Source organism: Streptomyces avidinii (assembly GCF_014650695.1).
In the GTDB taxonomy this organism is placed as follows: Bacteria; Actinomycetota; Actinomycetes; order Streptomycetales; family Streptomycetaceae; genus Streptomyces; species Streptomyces avidinii.
The window spans coordinates 119,923-135,671 of the sequence record NZ_BMVL01000003.1 but is presented as its reverse complement, the minus strand read 5'-3'; the positions used below and the strand labels follow the sequence as shown (position 1 = coordinate 135,671).

17 protein-coding genes are annotated in these 15,749 nt (G+C 71.8%); 8 read left to right on the top strand and 9 right to left on the bottom strand.

Features of this window, described 5'->3' with window-relative positions:
* Positions 1–71 precede the first annotated feature (71 nt).
* The 3 genes from IE257_RS08720 (at position 72) to IE257_RS08710 (ending at position 4,019) form a co-directional block, all read left to right on the top strand.
* Positions 72–2,594, top strand: a complete 2,523-nt coding sequence (locus tag IE257_RS08720) for a DEAD/DEAH box helicase (RefSeq protein WP_189966440.1) — start codon at positions 72–74, stop codon at positions 2,592–2,594.
* A gap of 91 nt (positions 2,595–2,685) precedes the next feature.
* Positions 2,686–3,609: an acyl-CoA thioesterase gene (locus IE257_RS08715; RefSeq protein WP_189966438.1), complete on the top strand. Its 924-nt coding sequence runs from the start codon at positions 2,686–2,688 to the stop codon at positions 3,607–3,609.
* An 8-nt stretch (positions 3,610–3,617) separates the two neighbouring features.
* Positions 3,618–4,019, top strand: coding sequence for a YchJ family protein (locus IE257_RS08710; protein ID WP_189966436.1), 402 nt, complete (start codon positions 3,618–3,620; stop codon positions 4,017–4,019).
* Here IE257_RS08710 and IE257_RS08705 read toward each other — a convergent pair.
* Both IE257_RS08705 and IE257_RS08700 read right to left on the bottom strand, forming a co-directional pair.
* Positions 3,983–4,798 (bottom strand): DUF6397 family protein, encoded by an 816-nt coding sequence (locus tag IE257_RS08705; RefSeq protein ID WP_189966435.1) that lies wholly within the window; start codon positions 4,796–4,798, stop codon positions 3,983–3,985. The genes IE257_RS08710 and IE257_RS08705 overlap by 37 nt on opposite strands.
* 105 nt (positions 4,799–4,903) lie before the next feature.
* Complete coding sequence (locus IE257_RS08700) at positions 4,904–5,302, bottom strand: roadblock/LC7 domain-containing protein (RefSeq protein WP_030384197.1); 399 nt, start codon at positions 5,300–5,302, stop codon at positions 4,904–4,906.
* A gap of 109 nt (positions 5,303–5,411) precedes the next feature.
* Between IE257_RS08700 and IE257_RS08695 the strand changes: the two genes are divergently transcribed.
* A complete protein-coding gene (locus IE257_RS08695) occupies positions 5,412–5,849 on the top strand; it encodes a PPOX class F420-dependent oxidoreductase (RefSeq protein ID WP_189966433.1) in 438 nt (145 codons plus the stop codon).
* Between the two features lie 27 nt (positions 5,850–5,876).
* Here the strand turns inward: IE257_RS08695 and IE257_RS08690 are convergent, their stop codons facing one another.
* The 5 genes from IE257_RS08690 to IE257_RS08670 form a co-directional block, all read right to left on the bottom strand.
* Positions 5,877–6,539 carry a GTP-binding protein gene (locus IE257_RS08690; protein WP_372453050.1) on the bottom strand — a complete coding sequence of 221 codons (663 nt, stop codon included), beginning with the start codon at positions 6,537–6,539 and terminating at the stop codon, positions 5,877–5,879.
* The gene (locus tag IE257_RS08685; protein WP_189966428.1) at positions 6,536–6,916 is read right to left on the bottom strand and encodes a DUF742 domain-containing protein; all 381 of its coding nucleotides are present in this window, start codon (positions 6,914–6,916) and stop codon (positions 6,536–6,538) included. Before IE257_RS08685 ends, IE257_RS08690 begins: the two co-directional genes overlap by 4 nt.
* A gap of 17 nt (positions 6,917–6,933) precedes the next feature.
* On the bottom strand, positions 6,934–7,377 hold the full coding sequence (locus IE257_RS08680) for a roadblock/LC7 domain-containing protein (RefSeq protein WP_189966426.1): 444 nt from the start codon (positions 7,375–7,377) through the stop codon (positions 6,934–6,936).
* A complete protein-coding gene (locus tag IE257_RS08675; protein ID WP_189966424.1) occupies positions 7,377–10,013 on the bottom strand; it encodes a sensor histidine kinase in 2,637 nt (878 codons plus the stop codon). Before IE257_RS08675 ends, IE257_RS08680 begins: the two co-directional genes overlap by 1 nt.
* Positions 10,014–10,181: 168 nt before the next feature.
* Positions 10,182–10,961 carry an MHYT domain-containing protein gene (locus tag IE257_RS08670; RefSeq protein ID WP_189967296.1) on the bottom strand — a complete coding sequence of 260 codons (780 nt, stop codon included), beginning with the start codon at positions 10,959–10,961 and terminating at the stop codon, positions 10,182–10,184.
* A 177-nt stretch (positions 10,962–11,138) separates the two neighbouring features.
* Between IE257_RS08670 and IE257_RS08665 the strand changes: the two genes are divergently transcribed.
* Positions 11,139–11,744, top strand: coding sequence for a class I SAM-dependent methyltransferase (locus IE257_RS08665; RefSeq protein WP_189966422.1), 606 nt, complete (start codon positions 11,139–11,141; stop codon positions 11,742–11,744).
* A gap of 51 nt (positions 11,745–11,795) precedes the next feature.
* Here IE257_RS08665 and IE257_RS08660 read toward each other — a convergent pair whose 3' ends face one another.
* Positions 11,796–12,710 carry an oxygenase MpaB family protein gene (locus tag IE257_RS08660; RefSeq protein WP_189966420.1) on the bottom strand — a complete coding sequence of 305 codons (915 nt, stop codon included), beginning with the start codon at positions 12,708–12,710 and terminating at the stop codon, positions 11,796–11,798.
* A gap of 135 nt (positions 12,711–12,845) precedes the next feature.
* Between IE257_RS08660 and IE257_RS08655 the strand changes: the two genes are divergently transcribed.
* From IE257_RS08655 to IE257_RS08645, 3 genes are all read left to right on the top strand, one after another.
* Positions 12,846–13,625 carry a hypothetical protein gene (locus tag IE257_RS08655; RefSeq protein ID WP_189966419.1) on the top strand — a complete coding sequence of 260 codons (780 nt, stop codon included), beginning with the start codon at positions 12,846–12,848 and terminating at the stop codon, positions 13,623–13,625.
* A 29-nt stretch (positions 13,626–13,654) separates the two neighbouring features.
* The gene (locus IE257_RS08650) at positions 13,655–14,110 is read left to right on the top strand and encodes an SAM-dependent methyltransferase (RefSeq protein WP_189967294.1); all 456 of its coding nucleotides are present in this window, start codon (positions 13,655–13,657) and stop codon (positions 14,108–14,110) included.
* Positions 14,111–14,303: 193 nt separating this feature from the next.
* Positions 14,304–15,314 carry a polyprenyl synthetase family protein gene (locus tag IE257_RS08645; protein ID WP_189966417.1) on the top strand — a complete coding sequence of 337 codons (1,011 nt, stop codon included), beginning with the start codon at positions 14,304–14,306 and terminating at the stop codon, positions 15,312–15,314.
* Positions 15,315–15,450: 136 nt separating this feature from the next.
* On the opposite strand, the gene IE257_RS08640 is transcribed toward IE257_RS08645, so the two are convergent.
* Entirely contained in the window at positions 15,451–15,633 is a 183-nt protein-coding gene (locus IE257_RS08640; protein ID WP_189967292.1) for a tail-anchor membrane protein, read from the bottom strand.
* Positions 15,634–15,749: the final 116 nt, after the last annotated feature.

The following is a 15,749-nucleotide window of genomic DNA, read 5'->3' as shown; positions in this document are numbered from 1 at the left end:
CGTACCGTCGGTGATCTTCATTCCGTCCGCCGGTTCCCTGATCCGGGGGGAAGCCAGGCAAGATGGGGGGTGTGACCCTCATTGATCAGCTCCCGCCGAACGCCGACCCCGACGCCCTCTTCGAGGCTTTCTCCTCGTGGGCGGAGGACCAGGGCATCACCCTGTACCCGGCTCAGGAGGAGGCGCTGATCGAGGTCGTCTCCGGGGCGAACGTGATCCTTTCCACCCCGACCGGCTCCGGCAAGAGCCTGGTCGCGGCCGGCGCGCACTTCACCGCCCTGGCCCAGGACAAGGTCACCTTCTACACCGCCCCGATCAAGGCGCTGGTGTCGGAGAAGTTCTTCGACCTGTGCAAGCTCTTCGGCACCGAGAACGTCGGGATGCTGACCGGTGACGCCTCCGTGAACGCGGACGCCCCGGTGATCTGCTGCACCGCCGAGGTGCTGGCCTCCATCGCCCTGCGCGACGGCAGGCACGCCGACATCGGCCAGGTCGTGATGGACGAGTTCCACTTCTATGCCGAGCCGGACCGCGGCTGGGCCTGGCAGATCCCGCTGCTGGAGCTGCCGCAGGCACAGTTCATCCTGATGTCGGCGACCCTCGGCGACATGAAGCGGTTCGAGGAGGACCTGACCCGGCGCACCGGGCGGCCCACCTCGGTGGTCCGTTCCGCGACCCGGCCCGTCCCGCTCTCGTACGAGTACGTCACGACGCCGATCACCGACACGATCACCGAGCTGCTTGAGACCCGGCAGGCCCCCGTCTACATCGTGCACTTCACGCAGGCCCAGGCGGTCGAGCGGGCACAGTCGCTGATGAGCATCAACATGTGCACGCGCGAGGAGAAGGACAAGATCGCCGACCTCATCGGCAACTTCCGCTTCACCACCAAGTTCGGCCAGAACCTCTCCCGCTACGTCCGGCACGGCATCGGTGTGCACCACGCCGGCATGCTGCCCAAGTACCGCCGCCTGGTCGAGAAGCTCGCGCAGGCCGGCCTGCTGAAGGTCATCTGCGGTACGGACACCCTCGGGGTCGGCGTCAACGTCCCGATCCGCACGGTGCTGTTCACCGCCCTCACCAAGTACGACGGCAACCGGGTGCGCACGCTGCGCGCCCGCGAGTTCCACCAGATCGCCGGACGCGCCGGCCGGGCCGGCTTCGACACCGCGGGGTACGTGGTCGCGCAGGCACCCGAGCACGTCATCGAGAACGAGAAGGCCCTCGCGAAGGCGGGCGACGACCCGAAGAAGCGCCGCAAGGTGGTGCGCAAGAAGGCCCCCGAGGGCTTCGTGGCCTGGTCGGACACCACCTTCGAGAAGCTCATCGCCGCCGACCCGGAGGCGCTGACCTCGCGCTTCAAGGTCACCAACATCATGCTGCTGTCGGTGATCGCCCGGCCGGGCGACGCCTTCAAGGCGATGCGCCACCTCCTGGAGGACAACCACGAGCCCCGCAAGGCCCAGCTGCGGCACATCCGCCGGGCCATCGCGATCTACCGCTCGCTGCTGGACGGCGGTGTGGTCGAGAAGCTCGACACCCCGGACGCGGAGGGCCGCACCATCCGGCTCACCGTCGACCTCCAGCAGGACTTCGCGCTCAACCAGCCGCTCTCCACCTTCGCCCTGGCCTCCTTCGACCTGCTGGACCCGGAGTCCCCCTCCTACGCGCTGGACATGGTGTCCGTCGTGGAGTCCACGCTCGACGACCCGCGCCAGATCCTGGCCGCCCAGCAGAACAAGGAACGCGGTATCCAGGTCGGCCAGATGAAGGCCGACGGGATCGAGTACGAGGAGCGGATGGAGCGGCTCCAGGACGTCACCTATCCCAAGCCGCTCGAAGAGCTGCTCTTCCACGCCTACGACGTGTACGCCAAGAGCCACCCGTGGGTGCGCGACCACCCGGTCTCCCCGAAGTCGATCATCCGCGACATGTACGAACGCGCGATGACCTTCACCGAGTTCACCTCCTTCTACGAGCTGGCCCGTACCGAGGGCATCGTGCTGCGCTACCTGGCCGGCGCGTTCAAGGCGCTGGACCACACCATCCCCGACGACCTCAAGTCCGAGGACCTCCAGGACCTGATCGCCTGGCTCGGCGAACTGGTCCGCCAGGTCGACTCCAGCCTGCTCGACGAGTGGGAGCAGCTGGCGAACCCGGAGGTGGAGACGGCGGAGCAGGCCCAGGAGAAGGCCGACCAGGTCAAGCCGGTCACCGCGAACGCCCGCGCCTTCCGGGTCCTGGTCCGCAACGCCATGTTCCGCCGGGTCGAGCTGGCCGCCCTGGACCACGTCAACGTGCTGGGCGAGCTGGACTCCGAGTCCGGCTGGGACGCGGACGCCTGGGGCGAGGCCATGGACGGGTACTGGGACGAGTACGACGACCTGGGCACGGGCCCCGACGCGCGCGGCCCCAAGCTGCTGCAGATCGAGGAGGACCCGGCGCACGGCCTGTGGCGCGTCCGGCAGACCTTCGCCGACCCCAACGGGGACCATGGCTGGGGCATCAGCGCCGAGGTGGACCTGGCCGCCTCCGACGAGGAGGGCCGGGCGGTCATCCGCGTCACCTCGGTCGGCGAGCTCGGGGCGCTCTGACCAGCTGCCGCCGCCCGCCGTACCCGCCCCCCGCCCTGCCCGAATCGCCGGACCCGCCCGACCCGCCGGACCCGACAGTGGAGATCCTCTGATGACGAACCCCGCCGAGAGACTGGTCGATCTGCTCGATCTGGAGCAGATCGAGGTCAACATCTTCCGTGGTGCCAGCCCGCAGGAGTCCCTCCAGCGCGTCTTCGGCGGCCAGGTCGCCGGCCAGGCGCTGGTGGCCGCGGGGCGCACCGTCGAGAGCGACCGCCCGGTCCACTCGCTGCACGCGTACTTCCTGCGCCCCGGCATCCCCGGGGTGCCGATCGTGTACCAGGTGGAGCGGGTGCGCGACGGGCGGTCCTTCACCACGCGCCGGGTCACCGCGGTCCAGCAGGGCAAGACGATCTTCAATCTCACCGCCTCCTTCCATCATCCGGAGGAGGGCGGCATCGAGCACCAGCTGCCTCCTCACCACGTCCCTCACCCGGACACGCTCCCCAAGCTCGCGGACGAGATCCGCGAGCACCTCGGGGCGCTGCCGGAGGCACTGGAGCGGATGGCCCGCCGCCAGCCCTTCGACATCCGGTACGTCAACCGGCTCCGCTGGACTCCCGAGGAGCTCAAGGGATCCGATCCCCGCAGCGCGGTGTGGATGCGTGCCGTCGGCCCGCTGGGCGACGACCCGCTCATCCACACCTGCGCCCTCACCTACGCCAGTGACATGACCCTCCTCGACGCCGTGCGCATCCCGGTGGAACCCCTGTGGGGCATGCGCGGTTTCGACATGGCCTCGCTGGACCACGCCATGTGGTTCCACCGGCCCTTCCGGGCGGACGAGTGGTTCCTGTACGACCAGGAGTCGCCCATCGCGCACGGCGGCCGGGGGCTGGCCCGGGGCCGTATCTACGACGTGGAGGGCAGGCTGCTGGTGTCCGTGGTCCAGGAGGGGCTCTTCCGTCCGTACCCCGCCAAGCCGTCCCGGTCGGCCCAGCCGGCCCGGCAGTCCGAGCCCACTCCGGAGAACTGAGCACACCCATGCCCACCCCTGCCCTCCCCTGCCCCTGCGGGCTGCCCGCCGCCTACCCGGACTGCTGCGGCCGCTTCCACTCCGGTGCCGGGTCGGCCCCCACCGCCGAGCTGCTGATGCGCTCCCGGTTCAGCGCGTTCGCCGTGGGCGACACCGCCTACCTGCTGCGCTCCTGGCACTCCTCCACCCGTCCGGCCCGCCTCGATCTGGATCCCGAACAGCGCTGGGAGCGGCTGGAGATCCTCACCACCGAGCGCGGCGGCATGTTCGAGACCGAGGGCTCGGTGGAGTTCCGCGCCCACTACCGCGAGGGTCGGCACACCGGCTCGCTGCAGGAGCACAGCAGCTTCTCCCGCGAGGCCGGGGCCTGGGTCTACGTCGGCCCCCTCTCCCCCGTCGACTTCGACTGATCCCGCGCCCCCGTGAGGGCGAAGTCCAGGCTGGTGCGGTACCAGTGGATCTCGTCCGGGGGCCCGGCCTCCAGCAGCCGCAGTGCCACCGCCGCGGCCGCCGGAACCTGCGGATGCCCGTACGGCGGGGGCGGGGCGAGGGCGGCCAGCACGATCCGCTCGGCCGGGTCGGGCACGGCCTCGCGCAGCTCGTCCTCGGGAAGCACGGAGGCCAGTACGGCGGCGCGCTCCCAGGGGTCTGCCGTTCGTCTCAGCAGCAGCCCGACGTGCCGCCCGCGCCACTTGCGCGGGCGCAGGTCCGCCCCGGCCGCCATCAGCTCGCGGTCCTCCGGGGGCGCGACCCCGCGCAGCATCCCCGGCTCCCGCGCGGCGAAGCCCCGTAGCTCCGCGGTCAGATAGAGCCACACCACCGCCCGGTACCGGTTGATCCGGTAGCCGACCGGCGTCACGTGGCCGCAGCGCGCGAGCCGTGTGAAGCGGCTCGGGCCGACCCCCACCACCTCGGCCGCGGCCTGCGCCCCGGCCACCGTCTCGACCCGCTCGCGCAACGCCTCCGGCGGACCCGCCGCCGACCTGACGCGGTCCAGCTCGGCCCGTTCGTAGCGCGCGGCCCCGCCGAGTGCCCGCGGACCGGCCCGCACGATCCCCAGTTGGACGGCCCTGGCGAACTCGCTTCGACTCAGACCCAGTTCACCAGCGGCCTGCACGCCGCCCACCAGCACGTCCGCAGCCGCCTCGGCCACACCGTCCCGCAGCACGGTCCCCGTCTGCATCGTCATCACGGTCCTCCCCCACGAGCAGCAATTACTCTGTGTGAAGACCGTAACCGTGCGCGACGACACCTCGCGAGGCCTGTGGACAACCTCGCCGGAACGTCGCCCGGATCAGCCGCCGGTGATGCGGCGCTCCGCCACTCCCAGGTGCTCGCCCACCCGGTTGACCAGCAGCGTCATCTCGTACGCAACCTGACCGATGTCCGCCTCGGCGGCGCTCAGGACGCACAGGCTGCTGCCCGCGCCCGCCGCCATGACGAACAGCACTCCCTCGTCGTACTCGACCATCGTCTGGCGCACCTCACCGGCCCTGAAGTGCCGGCCCGAACCCTTCGCGAGGCTCTGCAGGCCGGCCGCGACGGCCGCCAGGTGTTCCGCGTCCTCCCGCGCCAGCCCCGCGCTCGCCCCCGTGACCAGGCCGTCGTTGGACAGCACCACCGCGTGCCGCACCTGCTGGACCCTGCGCGTCAGGTCGTCCAGCAGCCAGTCCAGTTGCTTGTCCAGTGCCATTCCCAGCCCCTCCCCGTTGACGCCGGCCGGTCGGCCATCGCGCCCCACCCCGCGTACTCGTGCCGCAAGCCTTCCCCACCAGCGCCTTTCGGGCAAGGAGGATGTCCCCATGGCGAAGAAGATGACTCAAGAGGAATGGCGGGCTTTCGTCTCCCACTTCACCCGCACCGGAAAGCTCTCCACCGTGTCCGCGGACGGGAGCCCGCACATCGCTCCCGTCTGGTTCCTGCTCGATGGCGATTCCTTCGTTTTCAACACCGGAAAGGACACCGTCAAGGGGCGCAACCTCGCCCGCGACGGCCGGGTCGCACTCTGCGTGGACGACGACCGGCCGCCCTTCTCCTTCGTCGTCCTCCAGGGCCGCGCCGAGATCAGCGGGTACAGCGACGACGCGGACGAAATGCTCACCTGGGCCACCCGGATCGGCACCCGCTACATGGGCGAGGAGCACGGCGAAGCCTTCGGCCGCCGCAACGCCGTCCCGACCGAGCTCCTCGTCAGGGTCCCGATCGACAAGGTGATCGCGCTCGCCGACCTCGCCGACTGACACCCACCCCCGCCGCACCGGGCCGGTTCACACGGAATCGGCCTGCGGCTCCACCGAGTCCAAGAGCCGGGCGGTGTGCACCCGCCCGGCGTACTCGACCAGTCTGATGAGCACTTCCTTCCCCGAGTCCCGGTCCCTCGCGTCACACAGCACCACGGGTGTCCCCTGCTCCAGGTCCAGTGCCCGCGACACGTCGTGCGCCCCGTACCGCCGCGCGTCCGTGAAGCAGTTGACGGCCACGACGAACGGGATGCGCCGGTGCTCGAAGTAGTCCACCGCCGGAAAGCAGTCCTCCAGCCGCCGTGTGTCGGCGAGCACCACCGCGCCCAGCGCGCCCTGCGACAGCTCGTCCCACAGGAACCAGAACCGGTCCTGCCCCGGGGTGCCGAACAGGTACAGCGACAGACCGGACCGGATGGTGATCCGGCCGAAGTCCATGGCCACGGTGGTGGTCGTCTTCTGGTCCACGCCGCCCGTGTCGTCGACCAGTTCGCCGGCCTCGCTCAGCGCCTCCTCCGTCCGCAGCGGCCGGATCTCGCTGACCGCGCCCACCAGCGTGGTCTTGCCCACCCCGAACCCGCCCGCCACCAGGATCTTCAGCGCGAGCGCGGCCAGTTCGGGGTCCTCCCCGGGACCGGGATCCACATCCGGCGCAGCTCCGGCAGTTCGGTCGTCATGCTGTCCCATCAAAGCGCTCGCAATCCCTCGATGACTTCACGCAGAATCCGCACGTCCGGCAGTTGTGCGGGCGGTACGGGCCGGCTGACCATCACGTGTCCGCCCTCCAGCAGGTCGCCGAGCAGCACCCGCACGACCCCCACGGGCAGGTCGGCGTCCGCGGCGAGTTCGGCCACCGACTGGGTCTCGGACCGGCAGAGCCCGAGCAGGGCCCGGTGCTCGGGGCCCATCAGGGACTCGGCCGCCGCGTCCGCGCCCTCCGGGTCGACCGCGACCAGCGCGATCAGGTCGAAGCGGACCCCGTGGGGTCCCGGCTTCGTACGGCCGCCGGTCACGGCGTACGGCCGGACGAGCGGGCCCGCGTCGGCGTCGTACCACTGGCCATTCATGTGCCGGACCGCCGCGCTCAGCCAGCAGCCGGCGGCCGCGCCGCGAACCGGGGCGGGGTGTAGAGGTGCTCGCCGACCCGCTTCACCAGCCGGGCCATCTCGTAGGCGATCAGGCCGATGTCGGCGCTGGCGGCGCTGAGCACGGCCAGACAGGAGCCGTCGCCGGCGGCCGCGACGAAGAGGAAGCCCTCGTCCATCTCGACCATCGTCTGGCGCACGCCCCCGGCGTGGAAGTGCCGGCCCGCGCCCTTGGCCAGGCTGTGGAAGCCCGAGGCCACCGCCGCCAGGTGCTCGGCGTCCTCCCGGCTGAGCGCGCTGGAGGCGCCCACCGCCAGGCCGTCGTTGGAGAGCACCACGGCGTGCCGGACCTCGCGGACCCGGTGCACCAGGTCGTCGAGCAGCCAGTCCAGTTCACCGGACCTGCGGCCGCCGTCGAGGTCGATTCTCTGGTGTTCGATCATCACACTTCTCCTTCGCTGCCTGCGTGAGGGGAGTTCTCCTGCGCGCCGCGGACCCAGCCGGCGCGGTAGGCCGCCATCCGGTCCCGGGCCTGCTCCGGGCTGCGGCCCGGCGGCTCCTCGGGGAGGCGGGAAGTGGCCGGGTCCTTGCCGGCGGGCGCCTCCCGGAGCTGCGGGACGAGGCTGGCCTGACGCACCCGGCGCGGCAGTTCCGTCACCGACGCCGGGGGCGCCGCAGCGGCCTGGGGACGACCCGCCGCACCACCGGCGGCACGCGGCCGCAGCGGGGCCACCGGGGCCGGGCGCGGCTCCTCGCGTACGGGGTCCGGTGCCTGGGTCGCGGTCGGTACGGGGGCGTGCGCGTCCTCCCGTACGACGGTCATGGCCGGTGGCTGTTCGGCCATGATGACCACCTTCGGTGCTGCCTTCGGTGCTGCCTTCGGGGCCGCCTTCGGTGCTGCGGCCGGGGCCGCGACGGGCGTCTCCGGCACGGGTGCCGCCCCGGGTTCGCAAGCGGTCGCGGAGGCGGCGGCTCGGGCGGACCCGGACCCCGGGGCGGCGTGGGCGGACCGCCCGGGGGCGGCGCCGGCCGTGATCGCGCCCTGGAGCACGGAGTTCGGCAGGAGCACCACCGCGGTGGTGCCTCCGTAGGGCGAGGTGCGCAGGTGCACCTTCACCCCGTGGCGGGCAGAGAGCCGGCTGACCACGAAGAGCCCGAGCCGGTCGCTGTCGAAGAGGTCGAGGGACTCGGACTGCTCGATGCGCCGGTTGGCCTCGCTCAGGGATTCGCGGCCCATGCCGAGTCCGCGGTCCTCGACCTCCAGGACGTAACCGGTCCCGACGGGTTCGCCGCTGACCCGGACCTTGGTGTGCGGCGGGGAGAACTGCGCCGCGTTTTCGATGAGTTCGGCAAGCAGGTGGGTGAGGTCGGCCACGGCGCCCCCGACCACGGCGCCCTCGGCGAGCTGGCGGACCTCGATCCGCGGGTAGTCCTCGATCTCGGAGACCGCGGCCCGCACGACGTTCGTGAGCGGGACCGGCATCCGCCAGGCCCGACCGGGAGTGGCGCCCGACAGGATGATCAGGCTTTCCGCGTGCCGGCGCATGCGCGTGGTCAGGTGGTCGAGGCGGAAGAGGTCGCCGAGCTCGTTCGGGTCGTCGGCGCGCCGTTCCATCGAGTCGAGCAGGGTGAGCTGCTTGTGCACGAGGACCTGGCTGCGGCGGGCGAGGTTGACGAAGACGCCGGAGATCCCGCTGGCGAGCTCCGCGCGCTCGACGGCGGCGCTGAGCGCGGCCCGGTGGACGGTGCCGAGCGCCTCGCCGACCTGGGTGATCTCGTCCTCGGCCGGCGGCCCGGGCGGGGTCTCGGCGGCGACGTCGATCTCCTGGCCCGCACGCAGCCGTTCCATCGCCTGCGGCAGTTTGCGGTGGGCGATCTCCAGGGCGGTGTTGCGCAGCGAGACGAGTTCGACGACCAGGACCCGGCCGATCCGCACCGAGATGACGAGGGAGGCGGCGACGGCCACCAGACCCAGCAGTACCGCGGCCCCCGCCGGGGTGAGCGCGCCCTCGGCGAACGGGTCGCCCCGGTCGGCGGCCGCGGCGTGCGCGGTCTCCTCGATCTCGCGCATCGAGGAGGCGATGGCGTTGTGGGCGCCCTCCCATCCGGCGGGCGCCCCGCGGCTCTCCTTGGAGGTGCCGGCGGCCAGCGCCCGGTCCTCGGCGCCGGTGAGGTCGGCGTAGGCGGCGCTCTTGGCGGCGGACTCCCAGGCGGCCTGCTGGGCTGCGGGAAGGTCACGGGCCGCGGCGTCGGTGAGCGCGCGGCGGGACTCGACGGCGCCGGTCAGCTGCCGAAGCGTTTCGGCCGTACGCGGGCCCGGGGAGGCGAGCAGCGCGTCCTCGCGGGACAGCAGTTCCGTGGCGCGGGAGAATTCGAGCAGCACGCGGGCGTCGGGGCCGAGTTCGGCGTCCTCCCCGCCGGTCAGGGCGCCGCCGACGGCGAAGGCGGAGTCGACGACGCGCGTGTAGATCGCGTAGGCCGCCTCGGGGGTGGCGCGGCGGTCGGTGATGTCCTTGCGCGAGGATCCCAGTCCTTCGGCGGCGACGACGAACTCCTCCAGCCGGACCACGATGTCGGAGCGGTAGTCGCCGGAGTCGGCGACGGTGTGGCGGTCGCCGAGCCGCAGCCGCTGGACGGCGGCGTCGGTGCGGCGGGCCTGCTGGTCCAGGGCGGCCGGGTCTGCCGCGGGGTCGGCCAGAAGGCGGACGGCGGTACGCCGTTCGGCCTGCAACTCGGTTACGGCGGCGGCGACGGGGGTGCGTATCTCGGCATCGACCTGCTGGACACGGCTGAGCCGGGCCATGTCCTGGGCGGTGTTGACGGTGGCGAAGGCCCAGAGGGCGAGGAGCGAGACGACCGGGACCATCAGCAGCGAGACGATCTTGGCGCGGACGGTGGCGGGGCGCAGCCGCAGTCGTACCCGGCGCCCGCTCTCGCGCGCGGCGGCCGGCTGGGGCTGGTGGGACCGGAGTTCCGCCGGTTCCTCGGCCGGCGGCCCGGCGTGGGCCCGGCGGCCGCGGGCCGGGGGCGCGGGCTGCCGCGGCGCCGCTGCTTCCGGTTTTCTGCGGGGTGTTCGCATGGGCTCCTCGTTCCGGGGCGGTGCCTACGGGTGCGGTATACGGCGGTGATGTGGGGGCGGTGGTGCGGGGGCGCTGGGGGCTGGGCGGGGGGTGCGTGGAAGCGGGGGCGCGGAGGCGGGGGGCACGGAGGCGGGGGCGCGGCGGTGCGGCGCCGCGGACCGGCCCGCTCAGTGGGCGGTCGCGGTGGGCTCCCGCAGGTGCCGGGCAGAGTCGGAGGCCTCGCGCTCGCCGACCGTCGGGGAGAGCGCGACGAAGGCGGCGGTGATGAAGAGGTAGGAGCCCAGCCCGACGGCGAGCGGGAAGATGAACTGCATGGCCGTGGCGCCGGGGAGGGCCGTGTCCGCGGGACTGACGCTGACGGCGACGGCCATCATCCCCGTGTAGTGCATGCTGCTGACGGCAGCCCCCATGACGAGCGAGGCCACGGCGACCGCCACCGGCGACTTGATGTTGAGCGCGGCCCACAGGGCGGCGGTCGCCGCGATCACGGCGATCGCCACGGAGAGAGCGACGGCGAGCGGATCGTAGGAGATCTCGCCGTGCAACCGCAGGGCCGCCATCCCCAGGTAGTGCATGCTGGCGACGCCGAGCCCGGTGGTGAGGCCGCCCAGTACGAGGGACCGCCTGCGGTCCTTGCCGTAGCCGACGGCGAAGACTCCGGCGCCGACGACCAGCACGGCGACGAGCAGGCTGAGGATCGTGAGCGGCACGTTGTAGTGGATCTCGGTGCCCGTGACCTCGAAGCCGAGCATCGCGACGAAGTGCATGGTCCAGATGCCGGTGCCGATGGTGGAGGCCGCGGCGAGGAGCCAGTTGCGGCGGGAGGCTCCGGTCGCGGCGAGGGCGCGGACGGTGCAGCGCAGCCCGAGGGCGGCGCCGATCGATGCCATCACGTATGACAGCGCGGGTGTCAGCCACCCATAGGCGGCGTGGTCCAGATGTCCCAGGTGTCCCATGGCCACGGGACGCTAGTCCGGGTGAGGGCGCGAACAGGGGGCGCATTTCGAAAGCAGCTGGAACTGCTGGAATATGACAGAGCTACGTTCATCTCCGATCACACCACGCACCAGGTTGCGCACCGTCCGCAGCCACACCGCAGGCCGCCCGTGGGGGATCATGGGCGCATGAGCGAAGACCAGACACACGTGCAGGAGTTCTTCGGGGCGCGCGCGGCGGACTGGGACCGCAAGTTCCCCGGGGACGGTCCCGCCTTCGCCACCGCCGTGGCCGAGTTCGGACTGCGGCCCGGGGACCGCGTGCTCGACGCGGGCTGCGGCACCGGACGTGCCATGACCGCACTGCGGGCAGCCGTCGGACCGACCGGGACGGTACTCGGCGCGGACCTCACCCCTCAGATGCTGACCGCCGCCCGGCGGGCCGGGCGGGACGCCGAGGGCGCCCTGCTGCTCACCGACGTGGCCCGGCTGCCGCTGCGCGACGAGGTGCTCGACGCGGTGTTCGCCGCCGGGCTCATCGCCCACCTGCCCGACCCCGGAGCGAACCTGCGCGAACTCGCCCGGGTCGTCCGCCCCGGCGGCCGGCTCGCGCTGTTCCACCCGATCGGGCGAGCGGCCCTCGCCGCCCGCCACGGACGTGAGCTGACAGCGGACGACATGCGGGCCGAGCACAACCTCGGCCCGCTGCTGTCCGGTTCGGGCTGGCACATGACCTCGTACGCCGACCAGGACGACCGTTTCCTGGCGCTGGCCGAACGCCCCCGCCATCCGTGACACACGCCTGTACGTCGGCCCCGCGCCCGGGGTCCGCGGAGGCGCCCGGGATCAGGTCGGAGGCTGGGCCTCGGCTCCGGCGGGCCGGCGCGGATGCGGAACGGGGCAGCCGCCCGAGCCGGGCACCGGGAACGTGCCGAGCTCACCCACGTCGTAGCCACGGGGGTAGCCCTTGATCTCCGGGTTCTGCCGGGCGTAGTGCGGGGCCCGGCGCGGCGGCAGGAGCCGTACCGCGCGACCGCGCAGCCACAGGGCGCCCTGGACCAGCCTGCGGACCGGCGCCCGCGGGGGCTCGTACCGGAAGGTGCTCAGCAGCGATTCGTCGAGGAGGGCGAGACTCGCGCGCCGCACGGCGGGGGCGACGGGCGCCGGGTACCAGGAGGCCATGAGGTCGAGGGTGGAGTCGGCGACCCTGCGCGCACCCTCGTGCCAACCGAATTGGGCCTCCTCGTAGGCGTTCATCGCGGTTTCGAACTCCTCGTAGGAGCCCGGGATGTCCGTGATGCCCAGGTGGCGGCCGAGGGTGGCGTAGTAGTTCGCGCAGGCCCGGCGCTCGTGGTGGGTCAGCGGACGCCAGCCGTAGGCATCCAGCCAGCGTGCCGGAATCACCACGAACGTGCACAGCACGTAGCGCATGTCCTCGTTCGAGATGTCGTAGCTGCGGTGCATCTGGTTGACGCGGCGGATCGCGGTGCGTGCGGTGTCGTTCTCGAAGCCGTGCTCGACGACCGCGTCCAGGAGCAGCGCCGTGTCGTCGTAGCGCTTCTGGGCCCGGTCGGTGAACTCGGCCGTCTCGGCCAGCAGGCCACCGATGCTCGGGACGGCATAGGTCCGGAACAGGGCGAGTTCCAGGGCCCGGGTGAAGTCCCAGGGGAACTCGTAGGTGGCGGTGAGCCGGTAGATGGCGAGGAAATCCTTGTCGGGGTCGAGACGGAGGATCTCCCTCAGCCGGTCGTAACGCTGCACCGGGTGTCCCTTTCTGTGGCGGGTTCCCAACTCTACGTGCAGGTAGCAGCCTTGGAAATCGTCCCCCGCCAGCTCTCGACGTGCGGGTTACCCGCTGGTTAAGGTGCGCCGACGAGAGAGCTACCAGGAGGCCAGGTGTCCGACGACGAGGGTGGCGGCTCGCTGTATGTGCTGACCGCTGTGCTGCTGACCCCGGCACAGTTCCCCAGCATCCTGGGTGACGACTTCCCCGAGGCCTGCTCCCTGCTGGGAGTGGCTCCGGGCGGGGAGGGCTACGGGCTGGTGCTCGGCCAGGACGAGGAGGGCGCGCGCTGGACGGTCGTCGTGGACGACGTCTCGCTCGTCGCCGCTGCCATCGCCTCCTGGGACTGCGGGATGGAGTACGACCTGTCCCCCGACGAGCGGACCATCGTGGTCTCGCTGGCGGGCTGGCCGCTGGAGCTGTCCGTCGCCGCGTCCGGGATCCCCGAGCCGCACGATCCCGAGCAGGGCGCCGACGGGACGGGGCGCGTCCCGCTCGCCCCGCCCTCGGCGGAGGCGTGGGGCCCGGTGCAGCGGCGGATGGGTGCGGACCAGATCGCACGGGAGTGGGCCGACTGGCGCGAGCGCGAGGCCACGGACGGTGGAGCGGCGGCCGCCGCGCACCCCGGGCTCGCGCGGGCACTGGAGGAGGCCGTGGGGTACACGAAGACCCCGCCGCCGCCGGGCCGGGTACGGTCCTCGTTCGCCGGCGAGGGGGCCCGGACGCTTCGGGTGGACGGTCCAGGCTGGTCGCTGGTGGCCCGGACCGGCGAGGCCGCCTTCGTACTGCTGGACGAGGAACCGGGCGAGGTGCTCACGGTCCCCCATGAGGGGGATCCGGACCTGCCGCACCTGCTGGCGGAACTGGACCGCATCGCGGTCCGTCCGTCGTGAGTGCGGTCGCGACGAAGGGGGATGCAGTGGTGGAGTGCGAGCCGGTGGGCGTGGTCGTGGGAGGCCGCACCGAAGTGGCCGATGACGACTGGGGGCGGGAGACGGCGGTGATCCGGCTCGACGACCGCCTGTTCGGCCCGGAGGCGCTGTTCGGGCTGGAGGACTTCTCGCACGTCGAGGTCGTCTACCACTTCGACCGGGTGCCGGTGGAGAAGGTCGAGACGGGCGCGCGGCGGCCCCGCGGCAACCCGGACTGGCCGCTGGTCGGCATCTTCGCCCAGCGCGGCAAGAACCGGCCCAACCGGCTGGGCGTCTCCCGCTGCCGGGTGGTCAAGGTGGACGGCCTGGACGTGCACGTGGAGGGCCTCGACGCCGTCGACGGCACGCCGGTGCTCGATCTGAAGCCGTACATGGACGAGTTCGGACCTCGGGGCGAACGGCGGCAGCCGGAGTGGGCGACGGCCCTGATGCGCGACTACTACTGATCGGTCCGACGGCGCCCGGTCTCCGGGCGCCGTGCGGTGCCGACCCTCATGAACGAAAAGAACCGGCCCATCAGGCTGGAAATCGCTCTGGATCCCCTTCCTCCGGAATGATCGAATCGGCCAGTCACGCGGCTCAAAGGTGCGCACCTCGCCCCGGCGGCCCATTCCACGACGGAGGCCATTCTTGAATTCCATGTCCTACCTGGACCTGCACCGGGAAGTTGCGCAGGACATCGACGCGGAGATCGAAACCGCGCTGGAGCGGCTCGGCCCCCTGGCGCGTACGACCCGGAGCTCGGTGGCCAAACTTTTGGACCACCGCAAACTGAGACATCCCCTCTCAGTACTGCCGCTGCTCGCCCACGCCATAGAGACCGGAAACCCAAGGCCGGCCATTCCGCTTTCCGCCGTCCACCTGCTGTGGTGGACCTCGGCCTGCTACCTCGACGACCTGGCGGACGCCAACGGCGCCTCCATCTCCGGTGAGCTCACCGAGAACGAAGCACTGCTCGCATCCGTCATCACGGGAAACGCACTCCCCATTCAGATCCTCCTGGAGCAGGATCTCCCGTCGCAGGCACGCAGCGCGCTCATTACCGAGATCCTGAACGGCTGGATCATCGGCGTCGACGGCCAGATCGACGACATGCGCGGAGACGTCCGCAGCGCTTCGCGGAAATCGGTGATCGAGACCTATCGCGGCAAATCCGGCGCGCCCTTCGGAATGATCACCGCAATGGCCGCGATATTCTCGGGCACGACGGCCGAGAAGGTGGAGCTGTGGCGTGAATTCGGCTTCGTCTTCGGCATCCTGTGGCAGATCTTCAACGACCAGGAAGACATTCTGTCCGGCCGCGACGAGGACCTGCTCAACGGCACTGTCACGTACCTTCTGGCCTCGGTGATCGAGGACGCATCGCCCGCTTCCAGGGAGCACATCCTGAGTCTGTGCACCGCCGCAGGGCGATCACATCACGCCAGATCGGAACTCGCGGGCCTGCTGCGGACGCCCACCGCCCTCGACCGGTACCGGGCGGAGATCGACGCGTTCCGTGCCGAGGGGTACCGCATCCTGGACGAACTGGGGGGCGACGAGACCTACTTGCCGGTGCTCCGGCACCTCGTGGAGCACGCGTCCCAGATGCTGCTGGAACCGGACCTCGCCCCCGACCTGTCCCCGGCCGTCGTGAGCGGCGCCGCCTGACCCGGCCGCCCGGGCGGGCCCGCACTCCCGCGGTGCCACCGCCAGCCGGCGGCCGCGCCCGACCTGCCTCGCGGCCATGCCTGCCGGGCTCCGCATCGAAGCCGGAGCCCGGACAGGATCTACGCCCGGGCCGCGGTCAGCGGCCGATCTGCTTCCTGGACATACCCCGCAGGCGACGCCGCTGGGAGGAGTCCAGCAGGAGGTAGGCAGCGGCCGGCACGCCGATCAGGACCAGCAGCCCCGCCCAGAACCCCACCGCCCAGAACAACACGATGGCTGCCACGACTCCGGCAACCGCGACTTTTCCGCTCGTGGACATCTGCGGACACCTCCTCCTGCCGTCGACCACTATCCCCTCAACGCGCCGCCGAGACCGCGCGTTCCCCGGCGCCCGAACGGTCTTGAAAGTGACCCGGGTCACGGCCGCGCCCTCGC

Excerpts from the sequence above, each read along its gene's own strand:
- IE257_RS08715 (WP_189966438.1), top strand. The coding sequence starts at position 2,686 with ATGACGAACCCCGCCGAGAGACTGGTCGATCTGCTCGATCTGGAGCAG.
- IE257_RS08710 (WP_189966436.1), top strand. The coding sequence starts at position 3,618 with ATGCCCACCCCTGCCCTCCCCTGCCCCTGCGGGCTGCCCGCCGCCTAC.
- IE257_RS08705 (WP_189966435.1), bottom strand. The coding sequence starts at position 4,798 with ATGACGATGCAGACGGGGACCGTGCTGCGGGACGGTGTGGCCGAGGCG.
- IE257_RS08700 (WP_030384197.1), bottom strand. The coding sequence starts at position 5,302 with ATGGCACTGGACAAGCAACTGGACTGGCTGCTGGACGACCTGACGCGC.
- IE257_RS08695 (WP_189966433.1), top strand. The coding sequence starts at position 5,412 with ATGGCGAAGAAGATGACTCAAGAGGAATGGCGGGCTTTCGTCTCCCAC.
- IE257_RS08685 (WP_189966428.1), bottom strand. The coding sequence starts at position 6,916 with ATGAATGGCCAGTGGTACGACGCCGACGCGGGCCCGCTCGTCCGGCCG.
- IE257_RS08680 (WP_189966426.1), bottom strand. The coding sequence starts at position 7,377 with ATGATCGAACACCAGAGAATCGACCTCGACGGCGGCCGCAGGTCCGGT.
- IE257_RS08675 (WP_189966424.1), bottom strand. The coding sequence starts at position 10,013 with ATGCGAACACCCCGCAGAAAACCGGAAGCAGCGGCGCCGCGGCAGCCC.
- IE257_RS08665 (WP_189966422.1), top strand. The coding sequence starts at position 11,139 with ATGAGCGAAGACCAGACACACGTGCAGGAGTTCTTCGGGGCGCGCGCG.
- IE257_RS08645 (WP_189966417.1), top strand. The coding sequence starts at position 14,304 with ATGTCCTACCTGGACCTGCACCGGGAAGTTGCGCAGGACATCGACGCG.
- IE257_RS08640 (WP_189967292.1), bottom strand. The coding sequence starts at position 15,633 with ATGTCCACGAGCGGAAAAGTCGCGGTTGCCGGAGTCGTGGCAGCCATC.